Source organism: Bacillus sp. 275, from assembly GCF_001999205.1.
GTDB lineage: Bacteria > Bacillota > Bacilli > Bacillales > Bacillaceae > Bacillus > Bacillus velezensis.
On the sequence record NZ_CP019626.1, the window covers coordinates 3941730 to 3959249 of the forward strand.

The 17520-nt window shown below is 43.6% G+C and carries 21 protein-coding genes and 1 riboswitch; of the genes, 13 read left to right on the forward strand and 8 right to left on the reverse strand.

The annotated features are described in order from the left end of the window. The first annotated feature begins 159 nt into the window (after positions 1-159). Entirely contained in the window at positions 160-552 is a 393-nt protein-coding gene (locus tag BZ167_RS19485; protein WP_039255092.1) for a hypothetical protein, read from the forward strand. Positions 553-583: 31 nt separating this feature from the next. On the opposite strand, the gene BZ167_RS19490 is transcribed toward BZ167_RS19485, so the two are convergent. Beyond that, positions 584-1561: a S66 family peptidase gene (locus BZ167_RS19490; RefSeq protein WP_060675206.1), complete on the reverse strand. Its 978-nt coding sequence runs from the start codon at positions 1559-1561 to the stop codon at positions 584-586. A 64-nt stretch (positions 1562-1625) separates the two neighbouring features. Then, positions 1626-2129, reverse strand: a complete 504-nt coding sequence (locus tag BZ167_RS19495) for an N-acetyltransferase (RefSeq protein WP_014418107.1) — start codon at positions 2127-2129, stop codon at positions 1626-1628. A 188-nt stretch (positions 2130-2317) separates the two neighbouring features. Between BZ167_RS19495 and BZ167_RS19500 the strand changes: the two genes are divergently transcribed. Then, positions 2318-3103 (forward strand): VLRF1 family aeRF1-type release factor, encoded by a 786-nt coding sequence (locus BZ167_RS19500; RefSeq protein ID WP_060675205.1) that lies wholly within the window; start codon positions 2318-2320, stop codon positions 3101-3103. Positions 3104-3247: 144 nt separating this feature from the next. Continuing rightward, the gene (locus BZ167_RS19505; RefSeq protein ID WP_007407990.1) at positions 3248-3784 is read left to right on the forward strand and encodes a DUF420 domain-containing protein; all 537 of its coding nucleotides are present in this window, start codon (positions 3248-3250) and stop codon (positions 3782-3784) included. A gap of 64 nt (positions 3785-3848) precedes the next feature. On the opposite strand, the gene BZ167_RS19510 is transcribed toward BZ167_RS19505, so the two are convergent. Next, positions 3849-4514, reverse strand: coding sequence for a lysozyme family protein (locus tag BZ167_RS19510; protein WP_003153802.1), 666 nt, complete (start codon positions 4512-4514; stop codon positions 3849-3851). A gap of 191 nt (positions 4515-4705) precedes the next feature. Here BZ167_RS19510 and czrA point away from each other — a divergent pair, with 191 nt between their 5' ends. After that, positions 4706-5038 (forward strand): Zn(II)-responsive metalloregulatory transcriptional repressor CzrA, encoded by a 333-nt coding sequence (gene czrA, locus BZ167_RS19515; protein WP_012117736.1) that lies wholly within the window; start codon positions 4706-4708, stop codon positions 5036-5038. A gap of 29 nt (positions 5039-5067) precedes the next feature. On the opposite strand, the gene BZ167_RS19520 is transcribed toward czrA, so the two are convergent. Continuing rightward, a complete protein-coding gene (locus tag BZ167_RS19520; RefSeq protein WP_007407994.1) occupies positions 5068-5589 on the reverse strand; it encodes a CcdC protein domain-containing protein in 522 nt (173 codons plus the stop codon). Between the two features lie 224 nt (positions 5590-5813). Between BZ167_RS19520 and BZ167_RS19525 the strand changes: the two genes are divergently transcribed. From BZ167_RS19525 to BZ167_RS19550, 6 genes are all read left to right on the forward strand, one after another. Next, the gene (locus BZ167_RS19525) at positions 5814-6533 is read left to right on the forward strand and encodes an MBL fold metallo-hydrolase (protein WP_077392189.1); all 720 of its coding nucleotides are present in this window, start codon (positions 5814-5816) and stop codon (positions 6531-6533) included. Beyond that, positions 6533-7093, forward strand: coding sequence for a TetR/AcrR family transcriptional regulator (locus BZ167_RS19530; RefSeq protein WP_077392190.1), 561 nt, complete (start codon positions 6533-6535; stop codon positions 7091-7093). The genes BZ167_RS19525 and BZ167_RS19530 overlap by 1 nt, the downstream gene beginning before the upstream one ends. Before the next feature lie 58 nt (positions 7094-7151). Then, a complete protein-coding gene (locus BZ167_RS19535) occupies positions 7152-7862 on the forward strand; it encodes an AraC family transcriptional regulator (protein ID WP_077392191.1) in 711 nt (236 codons plus the stop codon). A gap of 68 nt (positions 7863-7930) precedes the next feature. After that, a complete protein-coding gene (csaA, locus tag BZ167_RS19540) occupies positions 7931-8263 on the forward strand; it encodes a chaperone CsaA (protein WP_007407998.1) in 333 nt (110 codons plus the stop codon). Positions 8264-8593: 330 nt separating this feature from the next. Beyond that, the gene (locus BZ167_RS19545; RefSeq protein WP_077392192.1) at positions 8594-10396 is read left to right on the forward strand and encodes a T7SS effector LXG polymorphic toxin; all 1803 of its coding nucleotides are present in this window, start codon (positions 8594-8596) and stop codon (positions 10394-10396) included. 14 nt (positions 10397-10410) lie between these two features. Further along, on the forward strand, positions 10411-10869 hold the full coding sequence (locus BZ167_RS19550) for an SMI1/KNR4 family protein (protein ID WP_060675202.1): 459 nt from the start codon (positions 10411-10413) through the stop codon (positions 10867-10869). A gap of 37 nt (positions 10870-10906) precedes the next feature. Here the strand turns inward: BZ167_RS19550 and BZ167_RS19555 are convergent, their stop codons facing one another. Beyond that, positions 10907-11188 carry a hypothetical protein gene (locus tag BZ167_RS19555; protein ID WP_039251206.1) on the reverse strand — a complete coding sequence of 94 codons (282 nt, stop codon included), beginning with the start codon at positions 11186-11188 and terminating at the stop codon, positions 10907-10909. Next, complete coding sequence (locus tag BZ167_RS19560) at positions 11181-11759, reverse strand: MarR family winged helix-turn-helix transcriptional regulator (protein ID WP_060674311.1); 579 nt, start codon at positions 11757-11759, stop codon at positions 11181-11183. Before BZ167_RS19560 ends, BZ167_RS19555 begins: the two co-directional genes overlap by 8 nt. A 199-nt stretch (positions 11760-11958) precedes the next feature. Here BZ167_RS19560 and BZ167_RS19565 point away from each other — a divergent pair, with 199 nt between their 5' ends. Further along, the gene (locus BZ167_RS19565; RefSeq protein WP_060674315.1) at positions 11959-12183 is read left to right on the forward strand and encodes a hypothetical protein; all 225 of its coding nucleotides are present in this window, start codon (positions 11959-11961) and stop codon (positions 12181-12183) included. Between the two features lie 43 nt (positions 12184-12226). On the opposite strand, the gene BZ167_RS19570 is transcribed toward BZ167_RS19565, so the two are convergent. Continuing rightward, on the reverse strand, positions 12227-12517 hold the full coding sequence (locus BZ167_RS19570) for a hypothetical protein (protein ID WP_224462705.1): 291 nt from the start codon (positions 12515-12517) through the stop codon (positions 12227-12229). A 78-nt stretch (positions 12518-12595) separates the two neighbouring features. Further along, positions 12596-14659, reverse strand: coding sequence for a molybdopterin oxidoreductase family protein (locus BZ167_RS19575; RefSeq protein WP_060674309.1), 2064 nt, complete (start codon positions 14657-14659; stop codon positions 12596-12598). A gap of 147 nt (positions 14660-14806) precedes the next feature. Beyond that, positions 14807-14899, forward strand: a riboswitch (SAM riboswitch). 121 nt (positions 14900-15020) lie between these two features. On the opposite strand from BZ167_RS19575, the gene BZ167_RS19580 reads away from it, so the two are divergent. Both BZ167_RS19580 and BZ167_RS19585 read left to right on the forward strand, forming a co-directional pair. Continuing rightward, positions 15021-16037, forward strand: a complete 1017-nt coding sequence (locus BZ167_RS19580; protein WP_007407339.1) for a 2-hydroxyacid dehydrogenase — start codon at positions 15021-15023, stop codon at positions 16035-16037. Continuing rightward, positions 16030-17496 carry an FGGY-family carbohydrate kinase gene (locus BZ167_RS19585; protein WP_060674307.1) on the forward strand — a complete coding sequence of 489 codons (1467 nt, stop codon included), beginning with the start codon at positions 16030-16032 and terminating at the stop codon, positions 17494-17496. Before BZ167_RS19580 ends, BZ167_RS19585 begins: the two co-directional genes overlap by 8 nt. Positions 17497-17520 lie beyond the last annotated feature (24 nt).

Consider the following 17520-nt stretch of genomic DNA (forward strand, 5'->3'; position numbering starts at 1 on the left):
CATATAGAGATGAAGAACACAAGGCGAAATGCTTTGTGTTCTTTTTTTCTTCCCTTTTTTGACTGTATATAATCGTTATATGCGGAAAAAGAAAAAGCGTTTCTCTAATATAATAAGGAATGGATGTGAAAACGGAATCTGAAGGGATGTATGAATCTGATGGAGCCGGAATTTATATGTTTATGGAATGCCTTCACAGAATCACCGGTGTTTCAAGCAGGTATATGCACCGCTTTCGCCATTGTGCTCGTTATCGGACTGTCTTTGCCTGCTGTCAGGCTGTTTCAGGCGCTTGACAGAGGGAGAGGAAGGCCAGCCGTTATTGAAAAGGTGAGACGTACTGGCGTGATGAAGAATGGCAGGCACGAGCTTGTGCTTATTTTAAACGTAAAAAACCAAGACGGAACGCATGATAAACGTGAACTGACACATGCCGTATATAATGAAGAGATCAGCCGTTTTTATAAAGGAGCTTCCGTGTGGGTGACGGCAGCGGCCGGCGGACGAATGATGATCGCTCCGCGCACGCCGCGGCATAAGGCGTCAAAATAAAAAGACGGGGCGGTTTTCCCGTCTTTATGTATTAATGCCGATCGATCCATATCCGTCCGCCTTCTGAGCCGGCTTCTATCCTGCATGTTCCTCCGATCGGGAATGTCATCAAAGGGGAGGTATGGCCGAAATCAGCATTTGCGATAACAGGCATGGATGCCAGTTCTTCTTTTGTACGGATGACGGCACGCAGAGCCTCCTCAGACACATTTGAAGCATGCTGGAAACGTCCGATGACAATTCCCTTCACGGCTGAAAAAGCGGGAAGGTGGATGAGTGACTGCAAATCCCGGTCAAACATATGAATGTCCGACATATAATCATCTTCTATAAACAGAATCACTTGCTCCATCTCCGGAAAGTATTCGGTGCCCTGCAGAAGATTCAGCGTGCATAGATTTCCTCCGATCAGTGTTCCTTCCGCATATCCGGGTTGAATAACGAGCGGTCCCGGATTCCGATAAAAACGTCTGTCCTCCTGGTTCAAATACCATTTATCATCACTCCACTCGGATGAAGGCTTTACCTCATATGGGTTGTCAGAAGCACAGCAGGCCAAGAAAGAGTCAATCGTATAGTCCAGCCCTTTTTTCATGGCAAATGAAGAGAAGTGGGGACCGGAATATGTAATAAGGCCGGTTTTTTGATATATGGCATGGCCGAGAGCGGTAATATCTGAATAGCCGCAAAGGATTTTCGGATGCCGCTTGATGTTTTCATAATCAAGATAGCGGAGCAGCTGATTTGATTGGAACCCGCCGAGTGTCGTCAAAATCGCTTTGATGTCAGGGTCAGCGAAAGCCTCGTGCAGATCCCGTACACGCGATTCAATGGATGATGAATCAAATTCATTTATTTCTTTCGCATGCTCTGAAAAAGAGACACGAAAGCCGAGCTCCTCTAATTTTGACTTTGCGGCAATTATATTTTCATCTGACATAACGGACATGCTTGTGGCCGGAGACACAATACGAATGCCGTCACCCTTTTTCAATTTTTCCGGATACAAAAAAAACCCTCCTTAAATGGTTTAATCTATTACACCATATTAACGAGGGTTTATCTATCATTTTTTACAGGTCGACCCATTTAATGCCGCCTGATTGTGTATCATTGTCAATCCAGACATCAAAGTGATGCTTTTCATAAAAATGAACGAGCCTGTCGACATGATCCCAATCACGCTTAGCGATGTCGCCCGTCACTTTCGGGATATTCTGCTCTCTGGCGATATGTTTTAAAAATTTCATGCAGATCGAGCCGTAGCCATGGTTCGGCGGGCCTTTAATGTCCCCGATATGAATGGCATTGTCATAATAAGAGGCGATCAGTGAAAAACAGCCTCTTCCCCGGTAGGCTGATTCACAATCAGTCAGCATAATCTTACATGTTTGGCCATCATCAATCGAGGAAACAATGATCCAATCGTCATTGTTCGATTGATCAATACCAAGCACTCGCGCGTCTTTTGATACATCTATCAGATTTTCCCGCATTCTGAAAATCTGAAATTCAAGTTTATGAAGCTCTTTTTCCAGCTCTTTCTGATCTCTTTCTTCTGCAGTAAACAAAATCATACTCCTTTCACAGCGTAAAAGTCTTAGTTAAACACAAGTATCCATTGTAGTAAATGATGTCTTGGTTTGTAAATGGGTTTTGCAAAAACTTTTTTAGAAAAGTCTGCCGTTTATATGTGGATTGACGTTTTTAAGGCGGTGCGGATAGGGAAAGGAACAGTGAGCAGCGGAAAAAGGAGGAATCTATAATGGCAATTGACTCACTCATCGGCAAATTGAAGTACGTAATGACGGAATCTCCTGATAAAATGCTTTCCTTATATGTCAATACGGATATGAGAAATCCGGATCAGCAGGGGGGAGAGTGGAAAATCGCCTTGAAAACCGGTTTTCGGAGATTAAAAGAGTATCTGTCTGCCAGTGATCCGGAAGAAGAAAAATCTCTCGTCCGCATCATGGAACGTGTCTATCAATATATCGATGGGCTTGGTAAAGAGATGCCGCGAAGTCTCGTATTTTTTGCATCGGGAGAAAGCGGTATTTGGGAGACGATTGAATTGCAGGTGCCTGTTGAAACACGATTTTATTGGGAAGAGACGGCTGTCCTTGATCAATTAGAACTTCTTCGTGAACAATTTCCGAGCACGGCTTTTATTCTCACCCAGCAGAATGAAGTGAAGATCATAGAAACCGTACTCGGAAAAATTGAAGGGGTGGAGCATTATCATTACGACGTCATCAATGAATCGTGGAAACCGCAGGATGTAAGCGGAAGCCGCTCCGCGTCGATGGACGAAGACGCTGCCAAAGCCCACGTCGAAGAAAACCAAAACAGGCTGTATAAACGATTGGCTTCAAACCTTGATCAAAAGGCCGCTTCACACCAATGGGAGCGTCTCGTAATCGCAGGGGACAAAGAAACAGCCGATATTCTCGATCAGCATATGAATAAACCGATAGATCGGATCATTCCAAAAAATCTGTTGAATGAAAACGAACATAAAGTGATAGAAGAACTGTTGAAGGAAGCATAATATGACGAAAGGCCGGGTCTCAAACACCCGGTCTTTTTAGGGCTTAAGTTTGTCTAATTTCTGACGAAGCGGACGAAATCGTTGACATCAAAGCTGAATTCTCATACCATTTGGATAGTCAGTAAAATTGAGAGAGGTCATAAGATGAATCAGACAGAAAACAAACCTAAAAGTTATACCGGTATCGTGCTGACATTGACCGTTCTGATCAACGGGTTAATTGCGGTACTGTTTTTTATGCCGAAATCGGGACAGGTCAGCATTGCCAATATTCATATTCTGCCGATGTTAAATGCCATTTTTAACAGCTTTACTTTTATCTTTTTGCTGGCAGCGCTCTTTATGATTAAGCAAAAAAATATTCAAGCGCATAAACGTTTTATTTTGGCGGCGTTTACGACGACTCTGCTGTTTTTGATCTGCTATGTCGTATACCACTCTGTGGCTGAAAATACTTTATTCGGCGGCCACGGCATCATTCGGGGGATTTATTTCTTTATTTTAATTACGCACATCTGTCTTTCCGCCGTTATCGTGCCGCTTGCGCTGTTTACGCTGATCAGAGGATTCAGCATGCAAGTGGAGCGCCACAAAAAAATCGCGAGATGGACGATGCCGCTCTGGCTGTATGTCAGTCTGACGGGTGTCATTGTATACTTAATGATCTCACCGTATTATTAAAAAAAGCCGTGCTCTGCGCGGCTTTTTTCTATTGATTGAAAAAGGCGCCTCATCAGGGCGCCTTTTACTCTTCAAGCGTTTCAAGTGTTGTTACATTTAAGGATTGTTCAACGGTTTTTGTTTTTGCTTTTACTTTTTCTGCGTACGTGTAATCACCATAGCAGTAGGGATAACGGAAATTGTCTTTGTTCCCTCCGCAAGTGTAAAGTTTCGGATTCTTTTTGACCTGCTGCTCGGAGTATTGTTTTGCCAGTTCCTCAGTATGCGATCCTCCATGTTCAGCCACGAAATCAATATAGCCGGCTCCCATGTTGTAGCTTTGTATAATCGTATCCAAGTCTACGCCTTTTTTCTTGCCTGTTTGGTACATGAGAGTGAATTGTTTGATTCCCTGTTTGATACTGGTTTGAGGGTTTTTAATCTCATTTCGCTTTAAACCCAGAGATTCTGAAGACTGCATGGGATCATTTCCTCTTCCTTTTGACTCCTGATATATCATGCCGAGTACAAGCGATGTATATTTGGTGAGTCCTTTTTCATCCAGCTCGTCTTCAACAAGCGGTTTGTAATCTGTCAGCCGTTCAAGGACGATCGGCTTGACATCAAACGGAAGACTTTTGAGCCATTCATTATTTGAAAATAGCAGAATGAGGAAGAAGGAAACCATGACAAAAACACATATCATCATAAGACCCGCGGCAGCGAAACAGCCTTTTTTCTTTTTCTCCACTGTGTTTCACCCTCAATTTCAGGAGCATTATGACTTTTTCATTATGACACAGATGAATGCGCGAAACCAAGCGGAAACCCGTATTTGAAACATAAATTTAAAATAACGGTTCTTTTGTCAGGCGCAGGATGTATCTGCATCAATTGACATTTGGTATAATTGGGCTACTTGAGAAAAGAAGGGTGAGGTATATGACTGAATTTCACGAATCCGGAAACAAAAATGACCCCGCTGTCGATTTAGATGAGGAAACTTTATTTTTGGTTGCCCAGACTTTTAAGGCGCTGTCTGATCCGACCAGAATCAGAATTCTCCATTTGCTGTCACAGGGTGAGCACGCGGTAAATGATATCGCAGAAAAGCTGAATTTGCTGCAGTCTACCGTTTCTCATCAGCTGCGTTTTCTTAAAAATCTGCGCCTCGTCAAATCACGCAGAGAAGGAACATCCATCTATTATTCTCCTGAGGATGAACATGTGTTAGATGTGCTTCAGCAAATGATTCACCATACGCGGCACGATTAAAAAACATCCCTGCTTTTTAGACAGGGATGTCAGCCGTACTGACTGTTATTGGTTTGGTCTCTGCTCGTTTTTAAAACATAAAAAGAGAAGCCGCTGTAATACACTGCGATGAAATAAAAGATACTGATGGTCAGCGGATCGGCGCCGACCGTTTGGCTGTATGCCTCCGGATGGGTAAAGTCCGCTGTGACCCGGTAAATTTCAATAACGCGATAAACAAATCTCGATAGGAATAACGTTAATAGAATAAGTTCAATCCACAGGTGAGTGCGAAAATACATTTTTCCGCGGCGTTCTTCAAAAGAAATGTTCCGTTTTGCAAACAGGACCAGAAGCCAGCCGCAAAAAGTGCCGAATATAAGATGGCCGTATAAAGCCGGGTGTGTGATGCTGAAAAACGCCAGAGCTGCGGCCAGCAATGAAAACAAAATCATTCTTGTATAAAGCCAGCGGGGTTTCAAAGGCTGAAAGCCGACGGACCGTTTCACCTTTTTATACAGAAAAAAGGCAATCATTAAGACAGGGCAGATGCTTTGAAGTGTGATATGCATGGTGTGAAACTCCCCCTCCGTTGAGTAGTGTATGCTTATCCGGCTGGTTTTAGTAGTGTGATTTATTCGCAGGCTGAAAGCATCTTTTATCACAGTATGCGCGTTTCTTTTTTTTGCATAAGAGAAGCGCCCGCGCCTTTTTCAGGATTTAAACAGAAAACTCTTGATAAACTAACGGTATTAGTTATAATGAAACTAATGATATTAGTTTTAGGAGGATGTTCATGAGAATCTTACAATACGGAACCGTTTGGCAGCTGACTTTTTTTCCCGCGCTCTTCCCGGTGAATTGTTATTTGGTTGAAGAAGAAGAAGGAGTAACCCTGATTGACGCCGGACTGCCTAACAGTCATAAAGGAATCAAACAAGCATTGCGGCAGCTTGGGAAGCCGCTGAATGACATATTACTCACCCACGCGCACGGGGATCACATCGGTTCGCTTGACTCATTAGCTGCGGAATTTCCGGATGCTTCCGTCTGTATTTCTGAGCGGGATTCTTTCTTGCTGAAAGGTGACACTTCATTATTTGAGCATGAAGCACAAACGCCGATAAAGGGGGGAGTGCCGAAAAATGTTCAGACCGAACCTGATCGCCTGCTGAAAGGCGGCGAGCGGATCGGATCTTTACTTGTCATTCCCGCTCCCGGTCATACGCCGGGAAGCCTCGCTTTTAAAGATACGAGAAATGATATGCTGATCGTCGGAGATGCCTTTCAAGTACGGGGCGGCCTTGCTGTTTCTGGGAAGCTGAAATGGAAATTTCCGTTTCCGGCTTTTGCTACGTGGAATAAAGAAGAAGCTGTAAAAACAGCAAGAACACTTATCGCTCATCAACCAAGCAGTCTGGCCGCCGGACATGGAGATGTTCTCTGCAATCCCGTTGAAATGATGGCTGAGGCTGTTGAGGAAGCCGAACGAAGCCTGCCGGGAGGCCGATCATAATGTCACCGAGAGTCGGAATGAGCCTTGACATGATATTGAGAGCTGCAGCAGGCATCGCTGACGAAAAAGGGCTGAACGAAGTAACGCTTGCGGCTGTTGCAAAGTCCTTAAACGTAAAACCGCCTTCCCTTTACAATTTTGTCAATGGCCTTCAAGGAATTAAAGCAGAGCTGGCTGTCTCCGGTTTAACTATGTTATATGAAAAAATGGCGGCCTCTGCAGAAGGACTGACGGGTGAAACGGCTTTGCTTGCTCTTGCCGATGCCTATATCAATTTCGCTGAAGCCAATCCCGGATTATATGACGCAACATTTCAAAAGATAAAAGACGGGCGGATTGAGAATCTGTCAAGCCTGCTTGTAGAGCTTGTTGTCAGGCAGCTGACTGCTAACGGTTATGCACAGTCTGACACTGCGATTCATGCTGCGAGAGGACTGAGGAGCCTTCTTCACGGATTTGCCGTGTTGAGAAAACAGAGTGCATTTGAATTAACCGAATCAATTAAGGAAAGCCGGAAGTTTGCAGTTGTTGCTTTTCTAAGAGGTTTGCAGGAGATGTAACAATAATATTATTATGTAAACTAAATAAAAAGACGCATCATGTAAAAAGGAGGGACAAATGGATTCATTACAACATATCATTTGTGAGCGGCGCACCTATTCGCATATTTTTGATTCTCATGCACACACATACTGCCAAATGCTCTTTCCGCTCGAAGGACAGCTGGACTTGGAGACAGAAAGACGTAAAATCAGATTAAAACCTGATCAAATGTTGTATATTCCGCCCGGGCATGAACATCGGTTCCGTTCTTTGGAGCGAAATGAATGTCTCGTTCTCGACATACCGGCAAATTTTTTCAAAGGTTCATTTGCCCCCGGCGTTTTGAATAAGCTTGATCCTTTTTGGACATCGATTCGGTTTCTGCTGACAGAAGAGACAAAGCAGCAGTCGGCTCATTCATTGAGTCTGCTTGCAGAATATATTGCTGAAAAGATACAAGAAAACCGTACGAATGATTCAATTGCGTATATCCGCCGAAATCTCTCAAAGACTTTTACAATTAAAAAGCTTGCCGCAATGGAACATTACCACCCGGCGTATTATTCCGACTGGTTTAAAAAGCAGACGGGGAAAAGCCCGCAAGCTTATATTGCTGAGCTCCGTATGAAGAAAGCGGAACAAATGCTTATTGAAACAAAATGCCGGCTGACAGACATCAGTCAGGAGGTCGGCTTTCAAAATTTGTCTTCCTTTACCAGATGGTTTGTCAGACATAAGGGAATAACGCCGCGCGTCTTCCGAAACACCTTTCAATCTGATAAATAATCCTGAAAATCGGTTAAATAAACTGCTTCTTTTTTTGGTATCATGATTGTAAAAAAGGAGTTTTTGATATGGCAGTCATCGAAGATTTTATCAAGCTTGATCTTAGAATAGGAACGGTCGTAAAAGCGGAAGTATTCCCGGAAGCAAAGGTGCCGGCCATTAAGATGACAATAGATTTCGGCGAAGAGATCGGCATGAAACAATCAAGCGCCCAGATTACAAAACGGTACGAACCGGGTGATCTGATGGGCAGACAGGTTACAGCTATTGTCAACTTTCCGCCGCGGCGGATCGCCGGATTTAAGTCAGAAGTTCTCGTTCTCGGCGGCATCCCGGAAAAAGGAGACGTTGTCCTGCTTACGCCAGAGCAGACAGTACCGAACGGAACGAAAATCGGATAATAAAAAAAGACGTTTGCAGAAGCAAACGTCTTTTGCGTATTGAGGCGATACACCACACGCCACATTCGTGTGTGCCGCAAGGGCATGTGCATCGGCTTACACAATTCAGCTCATCGCTATATCAATATAGCATGGCGGGTGCGGAAATGCAAGAGATTTTTTAATATATGTTATATCTGGCTTTGTTTTACCGATCCCAGATTCCTTCGTGTAAGGTTTCATTTGAAATTTTATGATCTTGAATAAAGCAGTTCGACAAATGCAAGAGATTCATCTAATCTTATATCCTATGGTAAAATTTAGACAGAAAGAAGCAGAAAGGAGCCGTAAATGAAAGTATTTGAAGCAGCCTCGTTCATTTCAGCCGCAGAAAAGCGGGCAAAACAATACGATCAGATTAGAGAACAATTTATCAATCTCAGAAAAGCATTTCAGGGAATGGCTGACTTAGACGACAGTGAGTTTTCAGGCAAAGGCGCAGACAACATTAAAGCATTCTTTCAAGACCACGCCGGCGTCACAGACAGCTGGCTTGATCTGATCGATATGAAAATCGCATTTCTTAACAGTATTTCAGGAAAAGTAGCTGATGCCGGATTAGCCGATTCGTTTGTGGAAGAGTCCTTTTTAGAACACGAGCTGTTTCATGCGAAGAATCAATCACAAGCCATCATGCAGGAGCAGCGCAATGAAATGAAAGGTATCCTTGATGAAATCAGCGATATCATTCATCTTGATGTTTTCTCTACAGAAGATGTCGATCAAAAGCTTGAGTCAGCAGATAAAAAAAGGAACGATACCATACATAAACTCGGAAAGCTTGATCACGATCTAACGAAAGAATACGCAGAAACCGAGGCAAATGAACATTTCATTCAGGCAGACTTTCAACAGCTCCAAAACGCTACGGGCAAAGGAAAAAACGCCACTCCGCTTCATTATAACGCCAAGGCATACAGGGAAAGTGACATACATAAGAAGAAAGGCGAGATTGCAAGACATTCAGATGCTTATTTGACGATTAAAAAGGAAGAAGCAAAAGAGCGGGAAATCAAGGATTTGAAGAAAAAACTCGCTGACGGTGTGACCGATCCGGAGGAATACTTGGAAATTGCGAAGAAGATCGGTTACGAGAACCTTGGACCTTCCCAACAGCAATATGTCATTCAGCTTGAACAAGCAAAACAGATGGAAGAAGCCGGAGAAGTGACTTGGGATATATTAAAAGGGGCTGGCGTTGGTTTATATGATGTTGGGAAAGACACTGTAACCGGTTTATGGGATTTCATAACCGATCCGGGAGAAACCTTGTCAGCACTGGGGAATACAGTACTTCATCCAGTTGAAACATACGATGCTATTGCAACAGCAATAGAAGAATCGTATCAAAAGGATATGGTGAACGGAGATGCTTACTCCAGATCAAGATGGGTGACATATGCAATTGGTTCAGCAGCTGTGGCTGTCGTCGGAACGAAAGGCGCAGGAGCCGTTAACAAAGCTGATGCGGCGGGGAAGGTCATAAACAAGGCAGGACAGGCAGGGAAGAAAATTAAAGACGTTAAACTTCCAGAACTGCTTCCTTATAACTCTAAATATGATCTTGCTCTGTCGGGTGACGTACCATACAATGTGGTTGACAGCCAAAACCTTAAAAATGAACTTTTGACCAATGCAAAGAAAATCCCGGATGGAACGAGAAAGCCGTTTACTGGTCAAGAAATAAACCTTCCTTGGTTAAATAAAGAAAAGTATGGTGCCTTTGAGGTTAAGGGCAAGGTAAAAGCAAAGGGAAAAGTTAAAGACATAAGCCGCAGAGTGTATACCATGAAAGATATTGATATGAACCAAAAAACAGAATTTGGCGTAACAAATCTTCAGCTTATGAAAAACGGTAATGCTCCTTATGCAAAAGATGGCACACAGATTAATTTACATCACTTGATTCAAGAAGAACCTGGCCCAATGCTTGAAATCCCAAACAGTTTACATACAAAATATAGTGATGTTATTCATAAGCTTAAGACTGATGGTGAAAGTTTTAGAAATGATAAGGTTTTAAAAGCACAATATGAAAGCTTTCGAAAGAGATATTGGAAGTGGAGAGCGAAACAATTTGAGAATGAGAATTGAGGTGTTTAAATTAAATGATTTATTCAAAGGTTGAAACCTTTATTAATGAAAACAAGCAAAATGCTATATTCACAGAGGGTGCAAGCCTGGAAAACATAACTCGCATTGAAGAAACCCTCCAATGCGAACTTCCTATTAGCTATAAATGGTTCTTAGAAAAATACGGTGCTGGTGGTTTATTCGGGGTTTTAGTTTTAGGCTATAACTTCGATCATGCGTCAGTTGCAGATAAAACTAAAGAATATAAACAACATTATGGACTTGCTGATGGTCTTGTTGTCATAGAAGATGTTGATTTCTTTGCTTACTGTCTAGATACGAATAAAATGAAAGACGGAGAATGCCCTGTAGTGGAATGGGATAGGTTAATTGGCTATCAAGATATCGCTGCAGAAAGCTTTATCGAATTTTTTTATAATAAGATTCAGGAAGCGAAAGATGACTGGGAAGAAGATGAAGACTGGGACGATTAATAAAAGAAGCTCTCTTTTAGAGAGCTTTTTCAGATTTTCAATTTTTAACAGGCTTTATAATGAGCAAACAGGCATTACTCAAAATACTCGCCGCGCCTATCCAAAGCAGCCATTGTGTTGCGGTCAGCCATGAGGCAGTTAGGATAAAGAGTCCAATGGCAATTGATATATAATTGCCGGCTCGGTCCAGTTTGCGTTTGCGATGAATTTTATATTTAGCATGAGAAATAAATTGATCAATTTTATCTTTCAGCTCATAGCATTTTTCCTTCATCTTATCCTCTGTTTCTTTTACTTTTCGATAAAGCATATTATTCATCGTCTGCACTCCCATATCGCCGTTTTGAAAATTCAGCCATGATTTTTTCTTCATAGTCATCTGAGATGAATTGTGCCTGATCTTCAACTTTCAAATGTGCTTTTTCTTCAAAACCATCCTGTTCTTCACCATCAAAACGATAAAGTTTTTGCAATAGCCTCCAGAATGTTTCAATTTCATCAGTTGTGAAGTCATGAAACATATCCGCTAAAAAATAGGTGGATTTTTCTGAACAGGAAATTAACGCTTTTTTTCCTTCAGCGGTAATCTCAATATTGATTGCACGTTTATCCACTTTGCTTGGCACAGTGTGAACATATCTTTTTTTCGCGAGGCTTGAAATTAATTTGTTAGCGGTTTGTTTTGTTGTGCCCAGCTTTTTAGCGATATTCATAAGTGTGGTATCTTCCGTCGGTAAATGGGCAATAGCAATAAGAGTCATGTGCTGTCGGGAAGTCAACATTTCTAAGTATTCGTCCCCCCGAGCCTGCACTTTATTGACAACCGAAAATAATGATGCGTAACTTTGTTGCATAACATGCAGTTCCTTCATTAATAAATTAATATCCATAAGTTATCTCCTATCTTAATTGTCACCATATTGACAATTATAATATACAACAAAATGAGAAACAAGTCAACATGGTGACTAATAGTAGCGGGTGCGGCTGTTTTCAAAAATGTCACAGGCAGTCGGAGTGTTTACAAAAGGGGAAATAAGTATAATAAATGCGAAAAGGGCATTAATCCAAAGTGAGAAGGTGTTTGACATGCAGAAAGTGAACTGGTCAGAACAGTATGAATGGTTCAATAAACAAGATGAAAAAGACGGGCGTTTAATGGTGCTCCTTCGTCATGAGCTTACATATGAGGAAGTCATACGGTTATATAAGAAAGGGTTTTATTTGAAATCTAAAGAAGGGGATGTTTCGTTACGTAAGAATGATATCTGTCGTATGTTTGGGGTTGAAGAGAGGCAGGGCGGCGAATCTTAATAAACGGGAAGAGAAAAACTCTTCCCGCTTTTCATGGCAGCTGTTATTCTTTTTCCAGCATGGAAGTCAGCCATTCTCTTAATGCAGTTTTTTGTACATACCGCTTTCCGTTTCTCTTGATATGCGGAACGTCAGAGGTGTCGGGCACGATTTGTTTCGCTTCTTCCTTCGTAACTCCTAAATAATAACCAATATAGAAGTGCAGATCTTTTTCTTTAATGAGAATGTGGTCAGTGTGTTCATGAGGATCAGGTGATTTAAAGTTTTTCAATCCGTCTCCGATGAAATATCCGGCTAAAGTGATTCCGATGCCGGTATGATATCCATACAGCAAACCTCCAATAAACGTTATCACTTTTTATACGGTGAAGCCGGCTGAAAGGATTCAGCCTTCATCAAAACCGCCCGGCGTTTATTGCGGACGATTTTGATTGCTGAGCTTTTCCACCTGCACCTTTCCGGAGAAGAAAACAGCGCCTCCGCCCATATCCGCCAGCCGATCGGGCGTGAGCGAATTGACGAGCTGTTTTTTATCATCCATATCGGCCCAAAGACCTTGGCTGACTGCAACGCCGGGAAGCACCTGTTCGCCGACCGAAACTGTCAATTCACACTCTCCGCGGTGATTCCAAACTCTAACGGTTTCCCCGTCTTCTATGTTCCGGCGTACAGCATCTTCTGTATGAATAAAAAGCTTTGGCGCTTTTTCCAGTTTTACGTGTTTTTCATTATTCGAAAATGTCGAATTTAAAAAATTATGATTCGGTCCCGGAACAAATAAAAGCGGAAAATCGCCATCGCTCTCAAGAGGGATATGCGTCGGCAGCGCCGGATAACCGTCTTGTTTCATCTTTTCAGAATATAATTCAATTTTTCCGCTCGGTGTCTTGAGCTGTCCCGGAAAAAGCGGTTTTTTCCGTTTGGCTTTCATGAAGGAATGGCGTGAGAGCGATTCGTAATCAATATCCTCGATATACGGATTGTCGGGAAAGTCCAGCGCCTGTCTGATTAATTCTTCATCGGTATCCTGAAGCTCCTGCTCGGTAAATCCCATTGCTCCGGCAAGCAAACGGAACACTTCCGTATTCGATTTGCTGTCCCCGTAGGGTTCGATCACCGGTTTTTGCAGCTGAATAAAATGATGCCAGTAAGACGTGTAAAAATCCGTGTTTTCAAAAGCGGATGCAGCAGGGAGCACGATATCCGCATATTTGGCGGTTTCCGTTAAAAACAGATCGTGAACGACTGTAAATAAATCCTCCCGCAGCAGGCCTTTTCTGACTTTATTCGCTTCCGGCGCAACCACTGCGGGATTCGTACCGTAAATAAACAGGGAGCGCACGGGCGGTTTTGTTTCTAAAAGAATGCTTCCGAGCCTGTTCATATTAAATGATCGCGGTTTCCTGCCGTAAAGCAGATCAGGCCGCTGGAGCGCTTGTCTGTTATAGTTTAATACCGCGCTGTTGTGCTTGATTGCGCCTCCTCCGGTGTTGAGCCACTGTCCTGTAACAGCCGGAAGGCAGGCAACGGTGCGGACGATCATTCCGCCATTGTCATGGTGCTGAATGCCGTTTCCGATCCTGATAAGGGAAGGGGAGGTGTCCCCGTACATTCTCGCAAGGCGTCTGATATCGTCGGCTTTAACGCCTGTAATAGCAGAAACCGTTTCCGGATCATAGTGTTTAACATGCGCTTTTAATTCGTCACTGCCTTCGGTGTATTCTGTGAGAAATGCTTCATCGTGAAGGTTTTCGTCGAATAAGACATGCATGATACCGAGGGCGAGAGCGGCATCTGTGCCGGGGCGAATGGGAATAAACCAATCGGCAAGCCGGCCGGTTTGGTTCTTATGTACATCGATAACGACAATTTTAGCCCCTTTTTTCCGGGCTTTTTGAGCAATCATGACTTGGTGCATATTCGTGCTGACGGCATTGATCCCCCAAAAAATAAAGAGCTTTGCATGTATGGTCTCCTCCGGATCAGTACCCGCTCCTTCTCCCATTGTATAGTTATAGCCTTCAGAACCGGCTTTGCTGCAGATCGTCCGTTCGAGATGACTCGCTCCGAGACGATGGAAAAAACGGCGGTCCATTCCCTCTGCCGCCAGTTTTCCCATATTGCCGTAAAAGCTGTACGGAAGAATGCTTTCCGCTCCTTCTTCGGCAATAAGCTCTTTCCAGCGCGCACTGATCGTATTGATCGCTTCCTCCCAGGAAATAGGCGCAAACGCGGCTTCACCTTTTTTACCGATCCGTTTTAACGGAACGGTTACGCGTTTCTCATCATAAATACGCTCAGCCATGTGTCTGACTTTGTTGCAAATATTCCCTGATGTGACCGGGTGATCGGGGTCTCCCTGAATGTTAACGATTTTTCCGTCTTTTTTTGTCACAAGCAAGCCGCATTGATCGGGACAGTCTAGTGAGCATACCGACTTAAAGACCCCGTTCGGCTGTTTTGCAGCAGAATTCATAGCCCATTTCTCCTCTTTGTTTATATTGTAAGCATTATAACATTTCAAAATCGAACGTCAATTCAGAAAAAAAGTGTTGACATCACGGAAAGACTTTTCTATGATGAGTTTATTCTTTTAAACAGCCTGACAATTTCATCATTTTATTTTCTATCCAGAGAGGTGGAGGGACTGGCCCTACGAAACCTCGGCAACATTTATTGTGCCAATTCCAGCAAGCGTATGCTTGAAAGATAGGAAAGAATGATCTATACATATTTGTGCGCTTCAAGTGCATAAAGACGGTATATGAATCTCTTTCCTTCTTTGGGGAAAGAGATTTTTTTATGAAAAAATTTATGTGAAAAGGATGTTTTGCACCATGACGGTTTTAATTACCGCACCATATCACGACGAGGGGCTGAAGGAGCTGACTGAGCTGTTCGGCCGGACTGTGCACCGGCCGTGGAAGAAGCACGGCCGGGCCTATCGGGAAGATGAATTGATCCGAATGATTCAAGAGACAAACGCGTCGGGGCTTATCACTGAACTTGATGAGGTGTCTGAGCGTGTTATTGACATATTGCCTGATTCCGCTTTTATCGGTGTCTGCAGAGGAATGCCGTCTAATGTGAATATTGCGGCGGCGACTAAAAGAAAAATCCCCGTTTTCTTTACACCGGCCCGCAATGCCCAGGCTGTTGCTGAAATGTTTATCGGAAATGTGATTTCATTTTTGCGTCATACGTATTCTTCCCATCAATGGCTGAAGGACGGGAAGTGGAATGGTGATTATTTGCAGGCTTACGTCAAATTCAGAGGAAATGAGCTGACGGGGAAAACAGTCGGCCTTATCGGTTTCGGAGCTGTCGGACAGAGAATCGCCCGGCTATTGGCCGCTTTTGACTGCAAGGTGCTTTACTATGATCCATTTGTCCGTCATGAAAACCGGGAGTATGAAAAAACGACGATTGAACGGGTATTTTCTGAAAGTGATATTGTTTCCGTTCACTTGCCGCGTACAGAAGAAACCATCGGCCTTATCGGCGCCCGGCACTTTCAATTGATGAAACAGGAAGCTGTTTTTGTCAATACGTCAAGAGCGGCGGTTACAGACAGGGAAGAGCTGCTGCGGGTGCTGAAAGAACGGCGGATTAAGGGAGCGATCCTTGACGTGTTTTATCACGAACCGCCTGAATCTTCTGATTATGAATTGATTTCTTTGCCGAATGTGTTAGCGACTCCCCATTTAGCGGGCGCAACATTTGAAGTGGAAGATCATCATGTGAAGATTTTAAATGAAGCGCTTTTCAAATGGAAACAAGATCAAACCTGCTCAATACGTGAACTTTATAACAAAAGAGAACTTGAAACGGAAGGAGGAGGCTGTAATGGCTGAACAAAAAGGCTACCTTGTATTTGACATCGGGACGGGGAATGCGCGAGTCGCGGTCGTGACTGCCGGCGGCGAAGTGACCGCGCTTGAAAGGGAAGACATTGAATATGTGACGGATCCGCTTTATCCGGACGGACGATATTTCTCACCGGAAGGGTTATGGAAGCAAATCAGCGCTATGGCAAGGAAGGTTATTGGCAAAAGCCCTCATATTACATTAATCGGAATCACCTCTACAAGCCAGAGGCAGGGAATTGTTCTGATCAATAAAGATAAAAAGGCATTTCTCGGTCTGCCCAACATTGATAACAGAGGGCGTGAATGGGAAGACGGGATTGAGGCAAAAGAAGAAGTGCATCAGCAAACCGGACGTCTTCCGAGCGCTTTATTTTCCGCCATGAAACTTGTCGGATTAAAAGCCAGACAGCCGTCTTTATGGAAAGAAGTGAAGTACATCACAAGCATCAGTGACTGGGTGACATTTGAGCTGAGCGGTATTTTAAGCTATGAACCGTCACAGGCTGCTGAAACACTGCTGTTTGACGTAAGGAAAAAGGCGTGGTCAGAGAAATTATGCAACATCTTCGGTGTGCCTTCTGCCATTCTTCCTTCACTCGTCCGATCTGGGACGGTTGTCGGAATGTTAACGTTCAAGAAAGCGGCGGTTCTCGGTCTTTCTGAAAGAGTGCCTGTGATTGCAGGCGGGGGAGACACACAGCTTGCCATCAAAAGTGCAGATGCAAAGCCGGGAGATATCGTCATCGTATCCGGCACGACGACGCCGATTACAAAGATAACAGCGGAGGCCGGAACCGAAAGTTTAGAGAATGCATGGCTGAATTGCCATACAGAAGAAGGTCAATGGCTTCTTGAAACGAATCCGGGTGTAACAGGACTCAATTATCAAAAATTAAAATCCATTTTTTATCCGAATGAATCCTACGGCGTTATGGAACGGGAAATCGCAAGTCTGCCGAAACATGATCATGCTTGTATTTCTGCGTTAGGCTCCTATTTATCGCCTGAGAAAAACGCACTGGCAAAAGGCGGATTTATTTTTGACGCTCCGCTGTCCCAAAACTTAAGCAGAGCCCATTTTGTCAAAGCCGCACTGCTGGAAATCGCTTTTTCAATCAAATGGAACTATGAGGCGTTAACAGAGGTGGCTTCCTTTTCACAAGATGATGTGAAGGTGTGCGGCGGCGGTTTCCAAAGTGATGCTTTGACGCAGTTTCTTGCTAACCTTCTCCAAAAGAAAATCTATAAGAGAGAGGGGTTCAGCCAGGCATCCGCAATGGGAGCGGCGATGATTTGCAACGAAGCTCTCGGTGTGAAAGCAAAGCTTTCGAGCCGCACAAAGGTAATTGAGCCGGAAGCGGATCAGACGGATCTCTTCCTATATGAAGAATGGAAACATACGCAAAAATTATTTACTCATTTTCAGCCGGCGGTGAAAGCCTGACTTGGGGATGAGATGACAACATGA

Coding starts and splice junctions, on each gene's coding strand:
- BZ167_RS19530 (WP_077392190.1), top strand. CDS start 6,533: ATGTCACCGAGAGTCGGAATGAGCCTTGACATGATATTGAGAGCTGCA.
- BZ167_RS19565 (WP_060674315.1), top strand. CDS start 11,959: ATGCAGAAAGTGAACTGGTCAGAACAGTATGAATGGTTCAATAAACAA.
- BZ167_RS19560 (WP_060674311.1), bottom strand. CDS start 11,759: ATGGATATTAATTTATTAATGAAGGAACTGCATGTTATGCAACAAAGT.
- csaA (WP_007407998.1), top strand. CDS start 7,931: ATGGCAGTCATCGAAGATTTTATCAAGCTTGATCTTAGAATAGGAACG.
- BZ167_RS19535 (WP_077392191.1), top strand. CDS start 7,152: ATGGATTCATTACAACATATCATTTGTGAGCGGCGCACCTATTCGCAT.
- BZ167_RS19545 (WP_077392192.1), top strand. CDS start 8,594: ATGAAAGTATTTGAAGCAGCCTCGTTCATTTCAGCCGCAGAAAAGCGG.
- BZ167_RS19485 (WP_039255092.1), top strand. CDS start 160: ATGGAGCCGGAATTTATATGTTTATGGAATGCCTTCACAGAATCACCG.
- BZ167_RS19505 (WP_007407990.1), top strand. CDS start 3,248: ATGAATCAGACAGAAAACAAACCTAAAAGTTATACCGGTATCGTGCTG.
- BZ167_RS19580 (WP_007407339.1), top strand. CDS start 15,021: ATGACGGTTTTAATTACCGCACCATATCACGACGAGGGGCTGAAGGAG.
- BZ167_RS19495 (WP_014418107.1), bottom strand. CDS start 2,129: ATGATTTTGTTTACTGCAGAAGAAAGAGATCAGAAAGAGCTGGAAAAA.
- BZ167_RS19575 (WP_060674309.1), bottom strand. CDS start 14,659: ATGAATTCTGCTGCAAAACAGCCGAACGGGGTCTTTAAGTCGGTATGC.
- czrA (WP_012117736.1), top strand. CDS start 4,706: ATGACTGAATTTCACGAATCCGGAAACAAAAATGACCCCGCTGTCGAT.
- BZ167_RS19500 (WP_060675205.1), top strand. CDS start 2,318: ATGGCAATTGACTCACTCATCGGCAAATTGAAGTACGTAATGACGGAA.
- BZ167_RS19520 (WP_007407994.1), bottom strand. CDS start 5,589: ATGCATATCACACTTCAAAGCATCTGCCCTGTCTTAATGATTGCCTTT.
- BZ167_RS19525 (WP_077392189.1), top strand. CDS start 5,814: ATGAGAATCTTACAATACGGAACCGTTTGGCAGCTGACTTTTTTTCCC.
- BZ167_RS19555 (WP_039251206.1), bottom strand. CDS start 11,188: ATGAATAATATGCTTTATCGAAAAGTAAAAGAAACAGAGGATAAGATG.
- BZ167_RS19585 (WP_060674307.1), top strand. CDS start 16,030: ATGGCTGAACAAAAAGGCTACCTTGTATTTGACATCGGGACGGGGAAT.
- BZ167_RS19550 (WP_060675202.1), top strand. CDS start 10,411: ATGATTTATTCAAAGGTTGAAACCTTTATTAATGAAAACAAGCAAAAT.